13 protein-coding genes are annotated in these 19,921 nt (G+C 43.6%); 4 read left to right on the top strand and 9 right to left on the bottom strand.

Features of this window, described 5'->3' with window-relative positions; all coding sequences use genetic code 11:
* From IE165_RS15300 to mnmE, 5 genes are all read right to left on the bottom strand, one after another.
* On the bottom strand, nucleotides 1-1,533 hold the full coding sequence (locus IE165_RS15300) for a RagB/SusD family nutrient uptake outer membrane protein (protein ID WP_189627520.1): 1,533 nt from the start codon (nucleotides 1,531-1,533) through the stop codon (nucleotides 1-3).
* A gap of 18 nt (nucleotides 1,534-1,551) precedes the next feature.
* Nucleotides 1,552-4,614: a SusC/RagA family TonB-linked outer membrane protein gene (locus tag IE165_RS15305; protein WP_189627521.1), complete on the bottom strand. Its 3,063-nt coding sequence runs from the start codon at nucleotides 4,612-4,614 to the stop codon at nucleotides 1,552-1,554.
* A 222-nt stretch (nucleotides 4,615-4,836) separates the two neighbouring features.
* Nucleotides 4,837-5,715 carry an AraC family transcriptional regulator gene (locus tag IE165_RS15310; RefSeq protein ID WP_189627522.1) on the bottom strand — a complete coding sequence of 293 codons (879 nt, stop codon included), beginning with the start codon at nucleotides 5,713-5,715 and terminating at the stop codon, nucleotides 4,837-4,839.
* A 281-nt stretch (nucleotides 5,716-5,996) separates the two neighbouring features.
* Nucleotides 5,997-8,528, bottom strand: a complete 2,532-nt coding sequence (locus IE165_RS15315; protein ID WP_189627523.1) for a tetratricopeptide repeat protein — start codon at nucleotides 8,526-8,528, stop codon at nucleotides 5,997-5,999.
* A 426-nt stretch (nucleotides 8,529-8,954) separates the two neighbouring features.
* A complete protein-coding gene (mnmE, locus tag IE165_RS15320) occupies nucleotides 8,955-10,331 on the bottom strand; it encodes a tRNA uridine-5-carboxymethylaminomethyl(34) synthesis GTPase MnmE (RefSeq protein ID WP_189627524.1) in 1,377 nt (458 codons plus the stop codon).
* 87 nt (nucleotides 10,332-10,418) lie between these two features.
* On the opposite strand from mnmE, the gene IE165_RS15325 reads away from it, so the two are divergent.
* The 4 genes from IE165_RS15325 to IE165_RS15340 all read left to right on the top strand — a co-directional run bounded on the left by IE165_RS15325 (nucleotide 10,419) and on the right by IE165_RS15340 (nucleotide 15,408).
* The gene (locus tag IE165_RS15325) at nucleotides 10,419-10,955 is read left to right on the top strand and encodes a DJ-1/PfpI/YhbO family deglycase/protease (protein ID WP_189627525.1); all 537 of its coding nucleotides are present in this window, start codon (nucleotides 10,419-10,421) and stop codon (nucleotides 10,953-10,955) included.
* Between the two features lie 352 nt (nucleotides 10,956-11,307).
* On the top strand, nucleotides 11,308-13,377 hold the full coding sequence (gene ppk1 / locus IE165_RS15330; protein WP_189627526.1) for a polyphosphate kinase 1: 2,070 nt from the start codon (nucleotides 11,308-11,310) through the stop codon (nucleotides 13,375-13,377).
* Between the two features lie 44 nt (nucleotides 13,378-13,421).
* A complete protein-coding gene (locus tag IE165_RS15335) occupies nucleotides 13,422-14,366 on the top strand; it encodes a helix-turn-helix transcriptional regulator (protein WP_189627527.1) in 945 nt (314 codons plus the stop codon).
* Between the two features lie 82 nt (nucleotides 14,367-14,448).
* Nucleotides 14,449-15,408 (top strand): glycoside hydrolase family 43 protein, encoded by a 960-nt coding sequence (locus IE165_RS15340; RefSeq protein ID WP_189627528.1) that lies wholly within the window; start codon nucleotides 14,449-14,451, stop codon nucleotides 15,406-15,408.
* Between the two features lie 236 nt (nucleotides 15,409-15,644).
* On the opposite strand, the gene IE165_RS15345 is transcribed toward IE165_RS15340, so the two are convergent.
* From IE165_RS15345 to IE165_RS15360, 4 genes are all read right to left on the bottom strand, one after another.
* Nucleotides 15,645-16,118: a DinB family protein gene (locus IE165_RS15345; protein ID WP_189627529.1), complete on the bottom strand. Its 474-nt coding sequence runs from the start codon at nucleotides 16,116-16,118 to the stop codon at nucleotides 15,645-15,647.
* Between the two features lie 128 nt (nucleotides 16,119-16,246).
* Nucleotides 16,247-16,843, bottom strand: coding sequence for a LytS family sensor histidine kinase (locus tag IE165_RS15350; protein ID WP_189627530.1), 597 nt, complete (start codon nucleotides 16,841-16,843; stop codon nucleotides 16,247-16,249).
* A 6-nt stretch (nucleotides 16,844-16,849) separates the two neighbouring features.
* A complete protein-coding gene (locus IE165_RS15355; protein WP_373297925.1) occupies nucleotides 16,850-17,446 on the bottom strand; it encodes a DUF502 domain-containing protein in 597 nt (198 codons plus the stop codon).
* A 13-nt stretch (nucleotides 17,447-17,459) separates the two neighbouring features.
* On the bottom strand, nucleotides 17,460-19,889 hold the full coding sequence (locus IE165_RS15360) for a bifunctional UDP-N-acetylmuramoyl-tripeptide:D-alanyl-D-alanine ligase/alanine racemase (protein ID WP_189627532.1): 2,430 nt from the start codon (nucleotides 19,887-19,889) through the stop codon (nucleotides 17,460-17,462).
* Nucleotides 19,890-19,921 lie beyond the last annotated feature (32 nt).

Raw genomic sequence — 19,921 nt, forward strand, 5'->3', positions numbered from 1 at the left:
TTAAGGTTTCATTAGAGGGTTTGCGTCCAGCTCACGCTGTGGAATAGGAAAGAAATAAGCACCTGAAGTAATCGATTTTCCGTATTTCTCAACCAAAATTTTTTGCATTGTGTTTGTTCGTCGCAAGTCGAAAAGACGATTTCCTTCAAAAGCGAGCTCGTATGCTCGCTCCTCGATAACTGCCTGACGAAATTCGCTCATCGACAGATTGGCTGGCAGCGGTCCCAATCCCGCGCGTGTCCGGATTTTGTTCACAGCGGCGTAACCTTCTACTGTTGGTCCTGCAGCTTCTGCATACACTAAAAGAATATCTGAAAAGCGGATAATGGGTGAATTGGTGCTCATCTTATCGGCGTCACGCAGCGGATCTATGAACTTACGGGTAAATGGTCGAGAAAAATCATTAATTCCCAACTCAATCGTATTACCATCTGGATTGACCACTTGCGATACGATCAAATCCGTCTTACGTTTGTCACTGTCGTTGTAGCTGTCAAAGTGAGCCGCTTCCATTTGAAAGTGATTCCAGCCCCGACCGATATTAATCATGCTTGAATTTGGATCGCTCGGATTATACGGTATGGTCATGACGAACCCTGGATCCGGCAGAAACATATTGGGCAGCTTGGAGTAGTTGCCTTCTCTCTCTCCCGTCCGATCCACTGCCGCATCGAATATATGTTCAGACACCGCTGCATTTTTATAGACCTCCGTATTCCAAATATCCGGTAGAATATCTGTGAAATTGAAAACCTGCTGTTGATTGACGACCTTGTCCGCATAGGTTAGCGCTTCCTGATAAAGCAGATCCGCATTCCCGACAAAATCGTATCCTAAAGCATTGCTCGATCCAGAAGAGGCCATATGCAGGTAGACTTTCGCGAGCAAAGCCTGTGCAGCAGCCCTATTGGCCCTTCCTTCAAAATTCTTGTTTAGCGTCATCAATGCTTCTCCTTGTTTGAGGTCATTGATAATCACTTCATAGATCTGGGGGATCGTCGATTTTTCGGCAGGAATTTGTTCAGCCTCTACCAACGGCTCCAAACGGAGAGGAACCTCGCCAAACAAGCGCACCAAGTTAAAATAATGTAATGCTCGTAGAAAATACCCCTCGCCGATGATTTGATTCTGATCCGCCTCCGGCATGTTGGGTACATTGGGAACGTTTGCAATGACGGCATTTGCTCGTGCGATGCCACGATAGAGGTACGTCCATAGATTATCCAAATCAGCATTCGTGGAGGTCGTCCGAAGTTGATCGAGCTCAAAATTAGCCTGTCCAGCGTCCGATTTAGCCGTTAGATTTTCGGTAGGCAACTCTGTTATGATGTAATAGCCCCGCGAATAATATCCTACCTCAGGTAAGATCGCGTAGGCATATATTAAGCCCGAAACTGCGTCATCTGCAGTCTTATAAAACGAGTTCGAATTGACGATACCATACGGCTCTTCGCTTAACTTTGAGCAGGAAAAAAAAGTACCCCCTATCAACGCAGACAAACAAAGGCCTACTATTATCTTATTAAAGTTCATGTTTCTTTTCAATTTAGTTTAAAATCCAACTGTCAATCCAAAGGAATAAGCCCTTGGTCTAGGATAATTCCCCCAATTAATGCCGTCGATCCCCACTTCAGGATCGAATCCTCTATTGAACTTCGTGAAGGTCGCTAGGTTATTTCCTGACGCATACACGCGGATCGTACTAATTCCACGAACAAGACCGGGTCTAAAGTTGTATCCTACGGTGAGATTTTGCAGCCGTAGAAACGAACCATCTTCGACAAAGAAATCCGATGCTTTGTAACCTCTCGTATTGTTCGCTCTTGGATAGAGGTTGCTTGGATTATCAGGAGTCCAACGCTGTATCTGCCGACTCGGCGTCATCTTTTGCAGATCGAATATATCATTCCCATAAACCCCATAAAATTGCGCACTTAAATCGATCCGTTTATAGGATAACGATGTATTGAAGCTATATATAAAGTTTGGTGTGGGATCACCGATAACCATCCGATCGTAGGTGGGGTCGATCGTCCCATCGGGTTCTCCGTTTACGCCACTGATGTCCATATATTTAATCTCTCCGGGCAATGCTTCTGCACCGGTAAGTCCTGCTTCGATCCCATCCTCTAGGGACTGGATGATTCCATTTGCACGATATCCGTAAAAAGCATACATCGGCTGGCCAATAATGAAATGGTTGATATTCTGTCGTACCATTTCGATGAGCGATCCGGTCACTACCCGATCACTCTCTCCCATAGCGATCACTTTATTTCTATTCAACGCGAAATTTCCGCCAACTGACCAAAAAAGATCGTCTTGTTGTATAATATGTGCGTTAAAACCCAACTCAAACCCACGGTTGCTGATTTCGCCATCATTCACCCACTGTTGATCGAAACCCGAGGAGGGCGCAATGGTTCTGGTACGTAGCAGATCCTTAGTGTGTTTATTATAATAATCCAAGGTCACTGTAAACCTTTGATCCATCAAACCGATATCCAGCCCGATATCATAGGACGTCGTAGTTTCCCATTTCAAGCTTTTATTTCCAAGCCCACCAACAATCGTCAATCCCTGTTCGTTATTTGCTCCCGCAAGCCCCGGTCCAAAACCGGTCATAAAGCCGTTTTGAGCACCTACGTAATATCGTTCCGAACCAAATCGGTCTAATGTTTGGTAAGGCGATATACCCTGATTCCCAGTCAAACCGTAGCTTGCCCGCATCTTCAATTCAGAAAAAAATGAAATATCACTCATAAACGATTCTTCGTTCAGCTTCCAGGCAATGGCTGCTGACGGGAAAAATGCCCATTTATTGTTATCTCCAAATTTGGTGGAACCATCGGCACGTCCTGTAACCGTAACTAGATATTTATCCAGTAATGCATAATTCGCCCGACCAAACCAAGAGTGCAAGGTGGAAGCCGAGAGACCGTTGCTAATTACCTTTGTCTTGGCGCTATTGAGGTTTTCGTTTTGGAGATTATCATTCACAAAATTCATCCCCATGAGATTACTGGTGCGCGTTTTGGAATTTTGCAAAGAAAAACCTCCTACTACGTTCAGACGATGTATGTCATGAAAAGTTTTATCCAAGGTAAGGTAGTTTTCATTAACCAGTTCGTTATTGTTGAAGTTATTTGTTGCCCCATAGCCCGTATTTTCATATCCCCTAAACGTGACGCTTGCTGGTTCGTACACATCCCCCACTGCATTTCCAAACTTCGTACTTAATTGTGTTCGGAACTGCAGCCACTCAGTAAACTTAACGTTGAAAAACAATGTTCCGAGGACATCGATTGTTTTAGATTTATTCAATACTTCATTGGCGATGGCAATCGGGTTTCCAAAATCCATTGCCGATGTCCGAAAATAATTACCATTCTCATCATACACTGGAAAAATTCGCGAACGACCGGCACTCAGGTTTTGTCCTGTATTATTCGTATAGGTCAGTATAATATTTGTTCCAGCAGAAATTGCATGATTAACCTTTTGGTCTAGATTCAGTCGACCGGTATACTTATCATAGGCATTTTTGATAGCCAGTCCTTCTTCCTTATAATAGTTACCGGACATGCTGTATTTCGTATTGTCGGAACCTCCATCTATACCCAAGGTGTAATTTTGCGAAAAAGGATTTCTATAGACAAGATTGACCCAATCGGTATTAGTCGACCATTGCGGTTTGTTTGGATCCAATCCCCGTAATTCGGCTATCGACGGAAAATATACACCGCTTCTTACTTCGCCAAGATAGGGGAGTTGGCTAAGCGGAGTTCCCCCGTTTCGTGCGGCTTCGTTTGCGTAGACTGCCTCTTCGATCCCATCTCGCCAAAGGTCTGGTTTTACGGATAAAGATGACAAGGTGTGCAAGGTATTCAAGGTGATCCGTGGTGTACCGGCTCTTGCTTTTTTCGTCGTCACCATAATAACACCATTCGCTCCTCTTGATCCATAAATAGCCGCTGAAGATGCATCCTTCAACACTTCTATGGATTCAATATCATCGGGGTTTATTTGTTTGAGATCGCCAGCATCACCCCACGGAAAACCGTCAACCACCACAAGTGGAGCGTTAGAACCGCTCAAAGAGCTGTTCCCACGGATCCGTACGGTCGCGCCGGCCCCTGGCTGACCACTGGATATCGCTACCTGAACACCTGGAATTTTTCCCTGCAAGAGTTGATCAACCGACGAAGCGGGTGTTCTGTTCAGGTCACTTCCCTTCAATGTAGCTACGGAGCCAGTCAGATCACTTTTTTTAACCCCTCCATACCCTACTACGACCACGTCATCCAGATCAACAGCCGTACCGGTCAGTACTGCGTTGATCTCCTCGCGGTTGTTTACCGCCACATCCAAAGGCTGTAAACCTACTGATGTGAAGGTCAATGCTGCTGTTGCACCTTCAACCGTGATACGATAAGTACCCGCTTGGTCAGTGGTCGCCGTTTGTCCACCCGCCTTGACCGTGACGCCAGCTAATGGCCGCCCTTCGCTATCCCGTACCACCCCTGATACCTGGCGGCTTTGCCCCACAGCCATTTGGATAGTGAACAGCATGCCACAAAATGCAGCGCAGGTTTTTAATACACTTCTTCTCATATAGATAACATTTAGATTTATACATAGCTTCTCTAGGCAACTTGAACGTGATCCGTCATTCGGATCGCCTCATAAATTGGTTAGCCTGCAGCTTTAGACAAAGATATTCCAATACCTCCTTTGGACATCAATACTATTTTAACCAAATATTATACTTTAAATAGTATAATCACTACTCAGCACCTATGTATAAAGAAACGGGATATATATTATTTTATCTTTTTAGATAAATACGCGGCTACCACTGAAGTTCATTCGATAGTCAGAGGGGGTACAATTTTTTTTACGCTTGAAAGCCCGGTTAAAGTTGGAAATATTATTAAAACCGCACAGATAACAGATCTCGGCGACCGTGTTACTGGTCTCTATTAGCATGCGGGTAGCATGCCCCAAACGGATTTCATTAAGATTATCAATAAATGTCTTTCCGGTTCTCTTCTTTATAAATCTGGAAAAAGATACTTCAGACATGTTCACAACTTCAGCCACTTGTCTCAGTGTAATGAGGTTGCCAAAATTTTTGTTCATAAATTCGAAAGCGTTGTCCAAGCGCCTACTACGAAAATTGAGTGTCTTGTCCAGTAACATATCCCCTTCAACCAACAGTTTAGTATCTCCACTTACAGACAATTCCCGTAAAATTAGCATCAATGTTATCACGGAATCGAATCCGGTGATGGTATGTAAGCGAAGTATCTCGGGAAGAATTTTTTTTACGGTTTCTTTGGAGAATTTTATTCCAAAGCGACTCAGCTGAAACATGCGCTTTATAAAATTCAATTGATTTTTATGGAGAAATTGTTCACTGAACAAGTCTTTATTCCATTGTATCGTAACTTCGACAATTTTATCGGAGGTACATTCGTGGTTAAACCACCCGTGTGGAAGGTTCGGTCCTGTCAGTACGAGCTCAAAATTATCAATGGTATCAACCCTATCTCCGACAATGCGCTGTGCACCCGCGGCATCCAAAATCATATTGAGTTCATATTCTTCGTGATAATGATAAGGAAAGTCAAACTTATCCTTCTCTCTATGAAAGACAGTAAAACATTCCGTTTCACGCAAAGGAGTTACTTCTTTGATAGGATGATGGCTCATAACTGTTAAAATAATACCACCCAAAATACCTCATTTTCTAGCAAAAAAACAAACCTTCCCCTATAAAAAGGCGTATTTTGACCATTATCTGTCAAAATAGTATAGACCGTGGTGCCTAGGATTTGCCTGACCAAACGTGCCGCAAATGCGACGCGGCTTTTCTCACCGGGACGTCTTCCCTCAGGTGTATCCGAAATTGAATCGCAACGAGCTATTTATCCATCTGAACCGGAAATACGAACGTCGATTCATGTTGTACACCTTTTAGAAATAACGTCCGATCATTTCAACTTCTTCAGACGGTCTTTCGCAGAAGGAATGACATCGTCATCTTCTGTATAATTTTCTATCACACTTTCTAACGTGCGTTTTGCCTGTTGTACATTGCCGCTACGTGCGTAAGTATCTGCAAGCAAGATGAAACTTTTAGCCACCCAATAATCATGGCCATTCATATTTTCTATCACGTCAAAAGCCGACTTTTCTGCTTTCCCGTACTCCTTATTTTCATATTGCAAGAGTCCAACACGGTACCGAGCTTCAGCACTGACCGCCGCTTGGCTCTTGAGCGCAGACAAATTCAGTTCGTCCATCGCAGACTTCGCGTCACCTTGCTTCAACATCGCCTTTGCACTGTACAGGTGCGCTGTCGCAATCTCTTCGTCAGATGCCCGATCATAATTTTTGATCAATTTTAGATATTTATTCATCTGCTCCACATCGCCTATTTCAAAATAACAGATCATTAAATTTGTTACGGCGTAACCATAGTTTTTCTTATAATCAGCATTAAGTTCTAGCTTTTTTAGGTGAACTATGGCCTCGTTATACTGCTTCAGATCCAGATACAGAGCTGCCACAGTGAGCAAGGTGTTCTCCGTATACGGACTTGTCCAGTCATTGAGAATAATATTTAAGTCGTGTAAGGCCTCTTGCGGATGCCCCGTATGGTATAAGCTCACCCCTCTAATGTAACGCGCATACTTCTCTTGCCGTGGTTTCGGAAACTTATCAAAATAGGCGTCGATAGCCTCCGCAGCGGGGCCATATTGTCCTCTAGAAAACAATGTACGGCCTATCTTGAATGCCAAGTCATCTTGTTGTGCGACGCTCAGCTCCGTAACATTGCTGCCGGTGGCATATTGGATATAGCTTGTTGCATCTCCTCGATCCAGATAGATGTTTTCGATGGAAAGAAGCGCTTGTGCTGCCTCATCGGTCGTCGCATAATCTTTCACCACCTTTTGGAATGTAGCCATCGCCGCATCTGTATCATTCTTATTGTACTGTACGAGGCCGATCGTCATCAGCGCCCTTGGAACATAGCTGCTGCGAGGGTATCTTTCGATCATCTTTTGCAGTCCTTCAATCGCGGAATCATACTCCCCTTGGGTGAAATATACATAGGGGATCTCGAACGCCACATCATCTGCGTAATTTGAACCTGGAAATTTTTCAACAACGGATCGCAACGTATTAATTTTGGCAGCATTATCTCCCTCCAACCCCTGAATAATACCGAGTTGGAACAACGCGTAGTCTTGGTTCGGCGCTTTACTGCTGATGAGTTGGTTATAGTACGCATTAGCGCGCCCATAATTACGCATAGACAGATACGAATCACCTAAACGCGCTATCACATCATAACGTATACGTTCATCCGATGAACTTTCTTCCGTAGACAAGAAGCGTTCAAAAGATTGCGCTGCCACGCTATATCTATTGATACGGAATGCCGAATACGCCAAGGCATAGTTTGCATAATTGTATACCGCGGTGTTTTGCGCAGCAGGCAAACGGAGGAACCGTGAGAAATTTTCCACCGCCTCGCCGTATTTGCGCACTTCATACATCGCCTCTGCTTTCCAATATGTAGCCAACGCTGCCATCTCGGGATCGAAAGGGAATTTTTCTGACCGCATGAAAATCGATATGCTATTTTCGAACGCACGCTCGTTGTAGAACTCCATGCCGCGGTAGTACGTTATTTTTTGGTAGGCCATATCGGCTTTACGATCCCTAGTTTTGAATGACTCCAACAAATATACTGCCGCCTCAAAATTACTGCTACCCGACAGCACGTCCATCATCCGTGTTTCCGTGGTTTCCGTTTTCTTTGCATCCGGAGCGCGGTCTGCATATTTCATCGAAAGATAATCTTGGAGGGGTTTGAGGGAAGCTTGTACGGAGTCCAAGCTATATAGAGTCTTGGCGTAGTTGTATAGTGCATCCGTTTTCAATTCCCGGTCAAAATCCATCTTCGACGCCTTAAAAAAGGCATTCCGGGCACCTGTCTTATCGCCGGTTTTTAGGGAAATATAACCTAACGCAATGATCGAACTTTGATAAAAAGCATCCGCCGGTTCCACTTTCTTGAGGATGGATGCCGATCTTTCAAATTCGCCAGCTCGATAAGCCAAGATACCGATCCTGTTATTATCGATGTTGCTCCGCGGGGCATTGGGATATCGCTCCGGTAAAGGATAATGATAAGGTTCTTTGAATTCATTCCTTTCGAAATACAAGCTTGCAGCAACTTGGCGAACCTCGATCTCCAATGCCCTCCGGTCGATGTTCATATCTGGGCTTCGACGTATCTTTACCGCATCTGCTAGCATCGGACGGTAATCGCGGACAATGTCAAAGGAATCCATAACCGAAGCTCGCGTTTCCTCCCAACGCTCATTAGATGTTCCCTTTTCGACCTGCTGCTTATCCCCTACCTGCGCGTATCCCATACCCCACAAACCTGCAAAAAAACTGATCCATATCAGTTTAAGGGAATGAATTTCAATCCTTTGTTTACGTACCATTTTCCTAATCTATTGCTTATTTTCCAATCTATCATCCATGTTTGAGACATGGTTATCTCACAATCTTCCTGCCAAACGGATACCGCCAAATCTAAAAAAGTTAAATCACCAAATGACACGATGGGCATCCGCAATTTCATGTGCGATAACAGTCATGCTCAGGCAGCACGTCTCGACAGCCAAATTGGATAATCTGATCAGGTTCTTGTTAGCTTCTAACCTGAACTTGTCGCATTGTTTACTAAGTTCCGCCGATACGCGATCAAAAAAACGGAATGAAGGTTATTTACAATAAAATTCCAGCGTAGTAATGTTGTTTTACGAATGCGTGCTGCCAAAATTCCGGACAAGAGTGGACCAAAAGCTAGCAGATATGATTATTAAAATCAAGCAAAAGACAACAAGATAAAGTAAGAAAAACTAGAATTATTTTCCGATACAAAATTTAGAAAAAATATTTTCCAATAAGTCATCGGTAGTAACCGCACCCGTTATTTCACCTAAATGATATAGCGCCTGTCGAATATCCATCGCTAAAAAATCCGATGTAACAGGGTTATCGATACCGTAAAATACCCTATCTAGAGATTCCAACGTTTTTTGGAGCGCTTCCAAATGCCTTATGTTGGTTACCAAAACATCATCGACTTGGACATTTGCGACATTCACCTGATGCAAAAGTTCCTCTTTTAGCTCCTCTATACCCGCGCCCTGTTTTGCCGATATATAAACGGGAGAAAGCACCGCATATTCTTCACGCTGCGCTACTGACAACAAATCTGACTTATTGATTAGGGTGACAAAAGGAATAGACAACTGGGCGACATCCGCAATTTGTTGCTGCACCTCAACCACCGTATCTTGCGTGGGATCGAACAAGTAAATAATCAACCGTGCTTGCTTCATTTTTTCACGTGTTCGCTCTACACCTTTCGCTTCGATTATATCTTGTGTTTCTCGAATTCCCGCCGTATCGATAAAACGGAAGGTTACCCCCTGAATATTGATCTCATCTTCGATCGTATCACGCGTTGTGCCTGCTATTTCAGAGACAATGGCACGTTCTTCGTTCAGCAACGCATTCAACAGCGTAGATTTTCCGACATTAGGCTTTCCAGCAATCACAACAGGAACCCCATTTTTCAAAACGTTGCCCTGCTCAAACGAGGCAATTAAACGACGGATTACTTGGTGAATATGGTCAATCAAGCTTTTCAGCTGATCCCTGTTGGCAAACTCGACATCTTCTTCACCAAAATCCAGCTCCAGTTCGATCAACGACGCGAAGTGAACAAGATCCTCACGTAGACCTTTCAATTGATTGGAAAAACCACCGCGCATCTGTTGCATAGCCACTTGATGCGATGCAGCAGAATTTGATGCAATCAGATCCGCAACAGCCTCCGCCTGCGAAAGGTCTAGACCGCCATTCAAGAACGCTCGCAGCGTAAATTCACCGGCTTGAGCGGCCCGAGCGCCATGCTTCAACAACAGATTAATGACACGCTCGATGATATACTTTGAATTATGCGTGGAGATTTCCACCACATGTTCCTTGGTGTACGAGTTTGGTCCGATAAACAGGGATACCAACACTTCGTCGATAATCTCGTTCTGGTCACGAATCGTACCAAAATGTATTGTATGCGACGCTTGTTCACGCAGATCTTTACCTCGAAATATCGAGTTTGTAATATGGATAGCCTGCGAGCCCGATAAACGGATAACGGCAATTGCACCGTTAGCTCCGGGAGAGGTGGCTAAGGCAACAATTGTATCTTGCGAAATCAAATCTGTTGACATCGTGCAAAGATACGCTTTTGGAAATAATGTTGGTGAAAACTTTATTTCCTCAGCACCGTTCGTTTATCAGTATAAATAAGGAAAATTATGAAAGAAAAGATAGCCATCCTAACAGAAGTAGGATTTGAAGAAATTGAGTTGACATCGCCCAAACAAACATTAGAAGAGCGAGGCTATGAGGTTCATATAATCTCGCCCAATGCGAACGAACATATAAAATCCTGGAACCATACCGACTGGGGCAGTGAGTTTGCTGTTGACGTAGCGGTAAGTGAAGCCGATCCGTCGAGCTATTGCGCGGTAATATTGCCTGGTGGTGTCATCAATCCTGATAAATTACGTGTTAGTGAAGAAAGCATCTCCTTTATCGATCATTTTGTGGAGCACGATAAATTGATTGCAGCCATCTGCCACGGCCCGTTAATCCTCACAGAAAATGGCTTTGTGAAAAACAAGCGACTAACATCTGTTAAAAACATTAAAACAGACCTGATCCACGCCGGTGCTGATTGGGAAGACACAGAAGTTGTGATTGATTCGAACTTAATCACCAGTCGGACCCCTGATGATCTCGCCGCGTTCAACAAAGCAATCGTCACCTACTTGGGCATAAAAAAAAATTAACATACGTTTGCAAAGAAACCATCCCTATGCGTTTCTTCGCAACAAAGATCATGTAGCTGCCCGATACCTCACCAAGCTACCATCAACTTGTCATAGAAAGCTGCTGCACGCGTCAAAACGACCATGTAGCAGCTTTCCGCTTATCTGTCAACAAATTTGGCGGATAAGCATTTCGTTTTATAGCGACCTATCAAAAAAATTTGGCATGTTTTGCGTTATTTGGCGCTCTATTGTCAGTCATTTCATCCGTATAGTGCTACGTACGGAGTTAACATCTTGTTAATATTTTTATTATATTTAGGATATATTGCAAACCTATATTTAAAGCTTCAAGAATGTGGTCAAGAAAAAGATGACAAAAAAATTCAACCCTCGAGATATCAGCTGGTTAAGCTTTAACGGCCGGGTATTGCAGGAAGCAGCAGACGAACATGTTCCGCTATCCGAGCGCATAAAGTTTCTTGGTATATTTTCCAATAACTTGGACGAATTTTTCAGGGTGCGCGTTGCTGGACTTAAACGTGCGCTCATTTTTAATGAGAAAGAGGCCAAAGAGATATTTTTCGAAAAACCGCAGACAATATTGGAAGAGCTGCATGATTTGGTCATCAAACAGCAACGGAAATTTGACAGCACTTGGCACAAAATACAAGTAGAGATGGCCAAACAGCGTGTTTTTATCAAAACCGATATTGAACTTAACGAGGAACAGCAACAATTTGTTAAGCGCTATTATGAAGATGAAGTCGAATCCAATGTGATCCCGCTCTTACTTGATGAGGCTAGGGCCATGCCTTATCTTCGAGACAAAAGCCTTTATCTCGGTATTGCCATGCGTAAAACCGACTGGGAGTATGAAACGAGATTTGCCATTATCGAAAACCCTACACGTACAAATGGTCGTTTCTTGCTTCTTCCATCGCCGAAAGGAGAAAAGCACGTGATGTTATTAGAAGACGTTATTAAATTTAACCTACCCTATATTTTCTCGTATTTCGGCTTCGATAGCTTTCGAGCCCATGCTTTTAAAATCACAAAAGATGCCGAGTTTGATCTAGATAACGATATCAATACCAGTTTAGTAGAAAAAATAGAAAAAGGTATCAAGAATCGAAGGAAAGGAAAACCAACGCGATTCGTATTTGATAAAGATATGGATCCAGCCCTGGTGGAATTCCTGATCAAAAAGTTAAATCTTTCCAAAAAAGACAGCATTATCCCCGGCCAGAAGATCCATAATTTTAAACATTTCATGGACTTTCCAAAAGTGTTCAAGTTGGAAAATCGTTTGAAGGAACGTACGTCGTTTGAACACCCTGATTTTGCAGGCCGACAACGGGTGAGCGATGTATTGGTAAAGAAGGACGTTCTACTTTCGTTCCCCTACCATACGTTCATGCCCGTGATCGACCTGCTGCGCGAATCGGCCATGGATCCAGATGTACGGTCCATACAGATCACCATCTATCGGATGGCCGAGAACTCCAAAATCGCGAATGCCTTGGTAAACGCCGCACGTAACGGTAAAGAGGTAACCGTCATGCTCGAACTTCGGGCCCGTTTTGATGAGGAACATAATCTCGAATGGAAAGAGCGTTTTGAAATGGAAGGGATTAAGGTGTTGCTCGGCATCCCTGACAAGAAAGTCCATGCTAAGCTTTGCATCATCAAAAAAAGGGTACACAACAAGACCGTTCAGTTTGGATTTGTAAGTACGGGTAATATAAATGAAAAAACCGCAAAGATCTATGGAGATTACTGCTTAATGACAAGCAACCGCGGCGTAATGGCAGATATCAACAAAATATTCGCGGCACTGAAAAAGCCAAAAGTCGATATCTATCAAAGCTTAAAGCCATGCAAAACAATGCTGTTGTGCCCCATTGATATGCGAGAAACATTGTTAGAACATGTTGACAAAGAAATTATTGAAGCGAAAGCAGGTCGAAAAGCACATGTCGTCATCAAGGTGAATTCCTTAAGCGACAAACTTTTGATAAAAAAATTGTATGATGCTGCAGATGCTGGTGTCAAGGTGGATATGATCGTACGCGGTATTTACTGTGCGATTAATCAAAAGAAATTTAAAGAGCCTTTACATGCTATCAGTATCGTAGATGAATATTTGGAACACGCACGGGTGCTTTATTTCCACGCGGCCGGAAAGGAATTACTCTACATTTCTTCGGCAGATTGGATGACAAGGAACTTGGATCATCGCGTCGAAGCCGCCATCCGAATAACCAATAAAAAGATTAAAAAGGAGCTGATCGACATGTTGGCCATTCAGCTAAAGGACAACGTTAAAGCACGTATCTTAAACAATGAATTGGACAACAGGTATGTAGACGATGGTAAGCCGCCCCATCGATCCCAAGTAGAACTATACCGCTACCTTCGAAAAAAAACCAAACACGATTAAGCCCTACGTAAATTATATTCGGTGCCATATTCGTATATTTACGCATGGATATCACCAAGCGTTTTCATCGCATTCTCGCTATCTATTTCCAGTTGCAGGGGAAGTCCGTGGTTAAGGCGCAGGATTTAGCTGAACGCTTTGGCGTTAGCCTGCGAACAATCTATCGGGATATGCGCGCACTGGAGCAAGCAGGTATCCCAATATATGGCGAAGCCGGAACCGGTTATGGCTTATCGGAAGGATATAAGCTTGCACCAGCTAGCTTTACGAAGGAAGAAATCCTAAGCCTCGCCGCCTCGGAAAAATTGATGCAGAAATTTGTCGATCATCATATGTTCCTAAACTTTAGCACAGCTATCGGCAAAGTTCGATCCTATCTTCGGTATAGCGACAAATCGAATATGATGACATTGGAAGAAAACATGTGGATGTCATCCACGAACTTTATGTTTAATGAAAAGGTTCCGGAAGCGCTATCCGTGCTTTTTGAAGGCATTTCTCTCCGGAAAATTATTCAGATGGAATATCGAGCCGTACATCGTGAAACCGCAAACACACGTCGGATAGAGCCAGTAGGGGTTTTTCACGAAAGCCATTTTTGGTACTTCGTTGCTTATTGCCACCTCCGGGAAACTCACCGTCATTTTCGTATTGATCGAATACAAAAAATAATGCTTACCGATGAACCTTTCAGCAGGGTACATAAACCACTGAACCATTACATCGAAAAACAGGATGCCCATCCATCGATCCGGATCAGCATTTCCGTTGACAAAACATACGCGCGTTACCTGCAATGGGATCGCATGCATTTCGGGTTCACATCCGAAGAAGTAAGTGACCAAACGGTGATCATGACATTCCAAAGCAGTAACTCCATACAAGAATTCGCACGTTGGTATATCCGTTTTGCCGATTGCGCCCGTATTTTGGAACCAGATAGCTTGAAAGACTGCGTACGCGAAATCCTCCAAAACATCAAGGTTTAGCGCAATGTTGCCCACACATTCTTCAAATATACCACGTTTGCTAAAAGGTTTTTGTATATTTATACCTACCTAACTCGAAAACATGATTAAGAAAAAAACAGCACTAAGCCTTTTTGCCCTGTTATGCGGAACTGTTGGTTTTGCACAGAAGAACCCTGTAATACCTGGCTGGTATGCCGATCCCGAAGGTATCGTGTATAATAACGAATACTGGATCTTTCCGACATATTCCGCACCTTACGAGCAGCAGATATTCTTCGATGCATTCTCTTCGAAAGATTTGGTCAATTGGAAAAAACATTCACGTATCATCGACACGAACGAGGTAAAATGGGCTGATAAAGCCATGTGGGCGCCCAGCGTAATCCAAAAAGACGGAAAATATTATTTTTTCTTCGGTGCCAATGATGTGCATGAGGGAGAAATTGGTGGAATTGGCGTAGCAGTAGCTGATCGTCCGGAAGGGCCTTACAAAGACGTTTTGGGCAAACCATTAATTAACGAGATTGTAAATGGCGCACAGCCTATCGATCAATTTGTATTTAAGGATAAAGATGGCCAACATTATATGTTCTATGGTGGTTGGAGGCATTGTAACGTCGTCAAGTTAAGTGACGATTTCACGAAATTAGTTCCGTTCGAAGATGGCAGTATATATAAAGAGGTGACACCAGAAAACTACGTAGAAGGGCCTTTTATGTTTATCCGAAACAATAAATACTATTTTATGTGGTCTGAAGGCGGATGGACAGGCCCGGACTACAAAGTAGCCTACGCTATAGCAGATAGCCCTTTTGGCCCTTTCAAACGTATAAACACCATATTGGAGCAAGACCCTAAAATTGCTACCGGTGCGGGACACCATTCCGTTATCAAAGCACCAGACGAAGATAAATATTACATTGTTTACCACCGCCGACCACTTGGAAAAACCAGTGCACATGAGCGAGAAACCTGCATAGATGAAATGACTTTCGATGAAAATGGTCATATTAATCCTGTGAAGATGACGTTCGAAGGCGTAAAACACATACTGAAATAACAGCATGATGGAAGGGCGGGATCTCTCCCACCCTTCCATACAAGATGTATCACATGTGACCGGCTATGAATATCGCCTGTTGCTTTAGGCTAACCGATTAAAAGAGTGCCAAGGCTACCAGAAAGCCGACAAGCAAGAGCAAACGTGCAAGTTCCGTGCAGATCGTAGATTTGGTTTCCATCAAAACTTAAATTTTTATTGTTCGTCTTTAGCGATCTTTTTTTCGTTATCGCGTTTTAGTAACGGTCCCAAAAAAATGGAGGCTCAATGCCTAATGAGCGAAGATACACAAAACCCTGACCACGATGATGGATTTCGTTGTCGACAAAATATAGTAGATTACTGTAAATCGGAAATTTGTATTCACCGAAAAGGTTATATTCTTTGTGAAAGTCTGCTTCCGGAATTTGATTGTACCAATCGATAATTTTGGGTGTGTCTTCATCCCATCGTGCCAAAAGCTCTTCTTTGGTTGACAAGCCAATATCGTGGTTATAAGGTTCCTCCTTTTGCTGTACTATGCCGCGAAGCCCGGGCTCGGCAATGGAAAGAAGCTCCTTTACCAAATCTGCGAATGGGCGCATACCGCCTATACTGTAGTGAAACAATTCTTTTTCCGGAAATTTTTCGATCGTACGACGTGTCAACGTACGGTGGCCTAACCAATGGGTCAAAAACTCAGCTTTGGATACAATGATCGATGTGTTCATATAAATTAATTTAAAGTGTGTAAATCCTGTGTCACTCATCGTTAAGGAATCGCTTCCTTATTATGATACCTCAAAATTAAAGGCAATAATGACAACTGTTTGTCAGCAGGATTTTTTCTTCTATCGATTTATATACAAATGTGTAAGTTGCTTTTAAAGGTATGGCTATTACTGTTGAAAAGCAGGTCGTACTTGTCCGCATAGCATGAAATCAGACGGCTTTTGTAATGATCGACATACGGATTGTTTTCCTGCGACGCGATATGGTGGTTTACATGATTGCTAACTTCCATGAGCATTGCTTTTTCATAAACACGAATCTTGATCTTTACCGGAAATTTTTGCATGCTATTGTAACCGTTTGTAATCGCATTGCGAACTAATGGAAAAAGTATAAAGGCCGGAACATCTCTCTCCAATTCCACTTGATAATCGAACTGCAAGTAAAGCTGATCGTCCAATGCATCTTGATAAAATCCGATATATTGTCGAAGTAGTTCTATTTCCCTGCTAACGGGTATCTTCTCCTCCTCGGAAAGCTGAGAAAGTTGCCCCATATACTGTAAAAATTCTTGTTGCCGTTGCTTATTGAGCATCGTAAACACCAAGTTGGCCAAGTGACTATCTGCACGGCTCTCATGAAAACAAAGTTTAGCCTCAAGATCGATCTTTACCAAATCCAGCTCGATCTTACTACCAAAAATACTATCTAGAAAACTACCCATATCACGCTATTCAAGGCCGCTGACGCCTCCGGAAACGACCAGCTTCATCGCATCGGTCGCGCTCATATTCAGCTTCTGCACGTGTGAGGATTTTACGACTACCACCTGTCCAGCCACCGAATATGAATACGGGAAATAAACTACGACTTCGTCGGGCAAACCGATTGTATCCAAATCACGCTGGGTAAGAAACCCAATCTTCTTCAAGCCTGTTTCGTTGACCAATACCAAAACCGGTTCGTTGAATTTCTTGGCATCGCCAACAAAAGCTTCCGTAAAATCCTTGATAGACGAGTACAAGGTATTGAAAAGCGGAATTTTATTGATCGACCTTTTTAACCATGCACGTATCGGCGCGGTGACCAAATTGGTAAAAATTAATCCCACCAAGATCAATGCGCACAATACGGTAAGAATACCGATACCCGGTATGTAAAGCGGATGCCCATGTTCATCCTGTAAGAAATGCGAAGTTAAATTCAGCGCATTATCCAATGAGGCAACGGCCCAAATAATTAAAAAAACGGCCCCAGCTACAGGCACAACGACCAATGCCCCTTTTATTAAATAATACAGAAGTGTCTGTGAAACTTTTTTTATCATACTCATGCGCTATTTATCCGTAAAAATACACCCTTTTCACTCGGGATGAAATATTGACCAACAATTCATAGGGTATTGTCCCGATATTGGACGCTGCTTGTAGTAAATCCGGAAATACCAACACCTCATCTTCCTCGTGCGCCACGATATCCGTAACATCCAGCATGCACATGTCCATGCAAATCGCTCCCACTGTAGGCACCAACTGCCCATTGACCGCCATTTGTCCCGCCCCGTGACCGAACCTCCGATTGTAGCCATCGGCATAACCGATTTTCACGGTAGCAATCCGACTAGGACGCGTTAATATGCCTTTTCTGTCGTATCCCACGGTCTCGCCAGCGGGCAATGTTTTGATCTGCGTAATCGTAGTTTTTAACGTTCCGACCAGTTCCAGATCCAGGGTATGGCTCGTATCCACTCCATAAAGCCCTATACCGAGACGCACCATATCCATATATGCGCCCGGCCAACGCGTGATACCGGAGGTGTTGGCAATATGCTTGATTAGCGGAAAACCAGTTGCATCCTCGAGCGCCGCGGCACAATGCCTAAATGCTGCTATTTGATGTCGTGTAAAATCATCATGATCTACATTTCCCGAAGCAACAAGATGGGAAAGTATGCTAATTGGGCGGACGGTGTCCGTATGGCACAACGCCTCCATTAATTTTTCCATCTCATCGGGCATGAACCCCAGCCGATGCATACCTGTGTCAATCTTCAAGTGTATCGGAAAATGTTTAATATGCCGACGGCGGAGAAAAGCGATAAGGGCGTTCAAAATTCGAAAACTGTATATTTCAGGTTCTAGTTCGTGGGCGACCAATGTCTCAAAAACTTGTTCGTCAGGACTTAAAACCATAATTGGCAGGGTAATACCACTTTGTCGCAGCTCCACGCCCTCATCCGCAAACGCCACGGTCAGGTAGTCCACTTTATTAAACTGCAACAAGTTAGCTACCTCATAGCTTCCGCTACCGTAAGAAAATGCTTTTACCATGGCCATCAGTTTCACACCGGAGGGCAACATCCCTCGATATAGCTGCAAATTGTGCTCCAATGCATTAAGGTTAATTTCCAAGACCGTTTCATGCGATTTTGCAACCAGCACCTTACTAACCTCTTCCAAATGGAAAGCCCTACTTCCTTTAATCAAGATGGACTCTTGCTCAAAAGTAAGATTTCGCATGGCGGACAACAGCTCATCTGTTGTTTTAAAAAACAAGACTTCTGTATGCAAACCGTCCTGCAAAAAATAAGTCCCTGATCCCACCAATATGATACGATCGAGCTCTTGACGTCGCAGCAGATCCAATAGCTTTTGCCGCAGTTTATTGTCAAGTCCTGCCATGTCGGAAAGGATAAGCGTGCGTTTGCTATGCTGTTGCTGTTGAAATAGAAAATCCAGTGCAATCTGCAAAGACCCCAAATCGTTGGAATAGCTATCGTCGATGATAGAACAGCCGTTCTTTCCTTTCTTTAGCTGTAGTCGCATATCCAGCGGTCTCAGCTTGGCAAGCTTGCCCGTAATCTTAGCCAACGGATAACCGAAAAATAGAAGTGCTGTTATACAGATCAATATATTCTCTATCGAAGCCTTATCCCGGAAGGGAATAGAAAAAGTTGCCACTTCCCGCGCATAAGAGAGCTTTATCGTTGTTGCTAGGCTCCCGTCATCCGCGATCTGCAAAATCTGCACATCATCCAACGACATATATCCGAAGGTGAAGCCCCGCACGCCTTTTGACAAAAAAGGACCGATATCATATCGCGAAGAAAACAAAAGATCGCTACTGTGGATAAATAATTGAAGCTTTTCGCGTATTTTCTCCTGCTTCGTACTGAAGCCTTGCGCATGGGCGGTGCCGATATTGGTAAAGATACCTATATCCGGTTGAATCATGGCCTCCAGCGACGCCATCTCGCCCGGCTGGCTTATTCCGGCTTCGATGATAGCACAGTCATAATCGTCAGATAGGTTCCACAGTGCCAACGCTACCCCCAGTTGGGAATTGTAACTTTTCGGACTTTGATAGACCTGCTTATCCCCCTGCAACAATTGGGTAAGCCATTCTTTAACAACCGTCTTACCATTGCTTCCTGTGATGCCGATAACAGGCTTTTTGAACTGTGCACGATGGTAGCTGGCAAGCCGCTGCAGGGCGAGCAAGACATCTTTTACCCAAATAAAATTTCCAGCGGGATACAGACTGAGATCTAAATCTCGCTGTGATACAACAAAGGCGCGAACGCCTTTCTGGTAAGCATCGCCAATAAAAGCATGTCCATCACGAATACCCTTTAGCGCAAAAAAAAGACTATGCTCTCCGTGCCGGATTTTACGCGTATCATAGGCTAAATCGAAAATTTCCAATGTAGGATCAACGAGTGCGTCGGTCTGACGGCCAAGGATAGCATGGATTTGGGCTACTGAATACATATATAAGTGAACACCACAAATTTCATCAATAT

Source organism: Sphingobacterium griseoflavum, assembly GCF_014653155.1.
Lineage (GTDB): Bacteria > Bacteroidota > Bacteroidia > Sphingobacteriales > Sphingobacteriaceae > Sphingobacterium > Sphingobacterium griseoflavum.

What these genes read in the sequence shown, in the direction of transcription:
- IE165_RS15350 (WP_189627530.1), bottom strand. Translation starts at nt 16,843, where the DNA reads ATGGGTAGTTTTCTAGATAGTATTTTTGGTAGTAAGATCGAGCTGGAT.
- IE165_RS15300 (WP_189627520.1), bottom strand. Translation starts at nt 1,533, where the DNA reads ATGAACTTTAATAAGATAATAGTAGGCCTTTGTTTGTCTGCGTTGATA.
- IE165_RS15325 (WP_189627525.1), top strand. Translation starts at nt 10,419, where the DNA reads ATGAAAGAAAAGATAGCCATCCTAACAGAAGTAGGATTTGAAGAAATT.
- IE165_RS15355 (WP_373297925.1), bottom strand. Translation starts at nt 17,446, where the DNA reads ATGATAAAAAAAGTTTCACAGACACTTCTGTATTATTTAATAAAAGGG.
- IE165_RS15310 (WP_189627522.1), bottom strand. Translation starts at nt 5,715, where the DNA reads ATGAGCCATCATCCTATCAAAGAAGTAACTCCTTTGCGTGAAACGGAA.
- IE165_RS15305 (WP_189627521.1), bottom strand. Translation starts at nt 4,614, where the DNA reads ATGAGAAGAAGTGTATTAAAAACCTGCGCTGCATTTTGTGGCATGCTG.
- IE165_RS15335 (WP_189627527.1), top strand. Translation starts at nt 13,422, where the DNA reads ATGGATATCACCAAGCGTTTTCATCGCATTCTCGCTATCTATTTCCAG.
- ppk1 (WP_189627526.1), top strand. Translation starts at nt 11,308, where the DNA reads ATGACAAAAAAATTCAACCCTCGAGATATCAGCTGGTTAAGCTTTAAC.
- IE165_RS15315 (WP_189627523.1), bottom strand. Translation starts at nt 8,528, where the DNA reads ATGGTACGTAAACAAAGGATTGAAATTCATTCCCTTAAACTGATATGG.
- IE165_RS15340 (WP_189627528.1), top strand. Translation starts at nt 14,449, where the DNA reads ATGATTAAGAAAAAAACAGCACTAAGCCTTTTTGCCCTGTTATGCGGA.
- IE165_RS15360 (WP_189627532.1), bottom strand. Translation starts at nt 19,889, where the DNA reads ATGTATTCAGTAGCCCAAATCCATGCTATCCTTGGCCGTCAGACCGAC.
- IE165_RS15345 (WP_189627529.1), bottom strand. Translation starts at nt 16,118, where the DNA reads ATGAACACATCGATCATTGTATCCAAAGCTGAGTTTTTGACCCATTGG.
- mnmE (WP_189627524.1), bottom strand. Translation starts at nt 10,331, where the DNA reads ATGTCAACAGATTTGATTTCGCAAGATACAATTGTTGCCTTAGCCACC.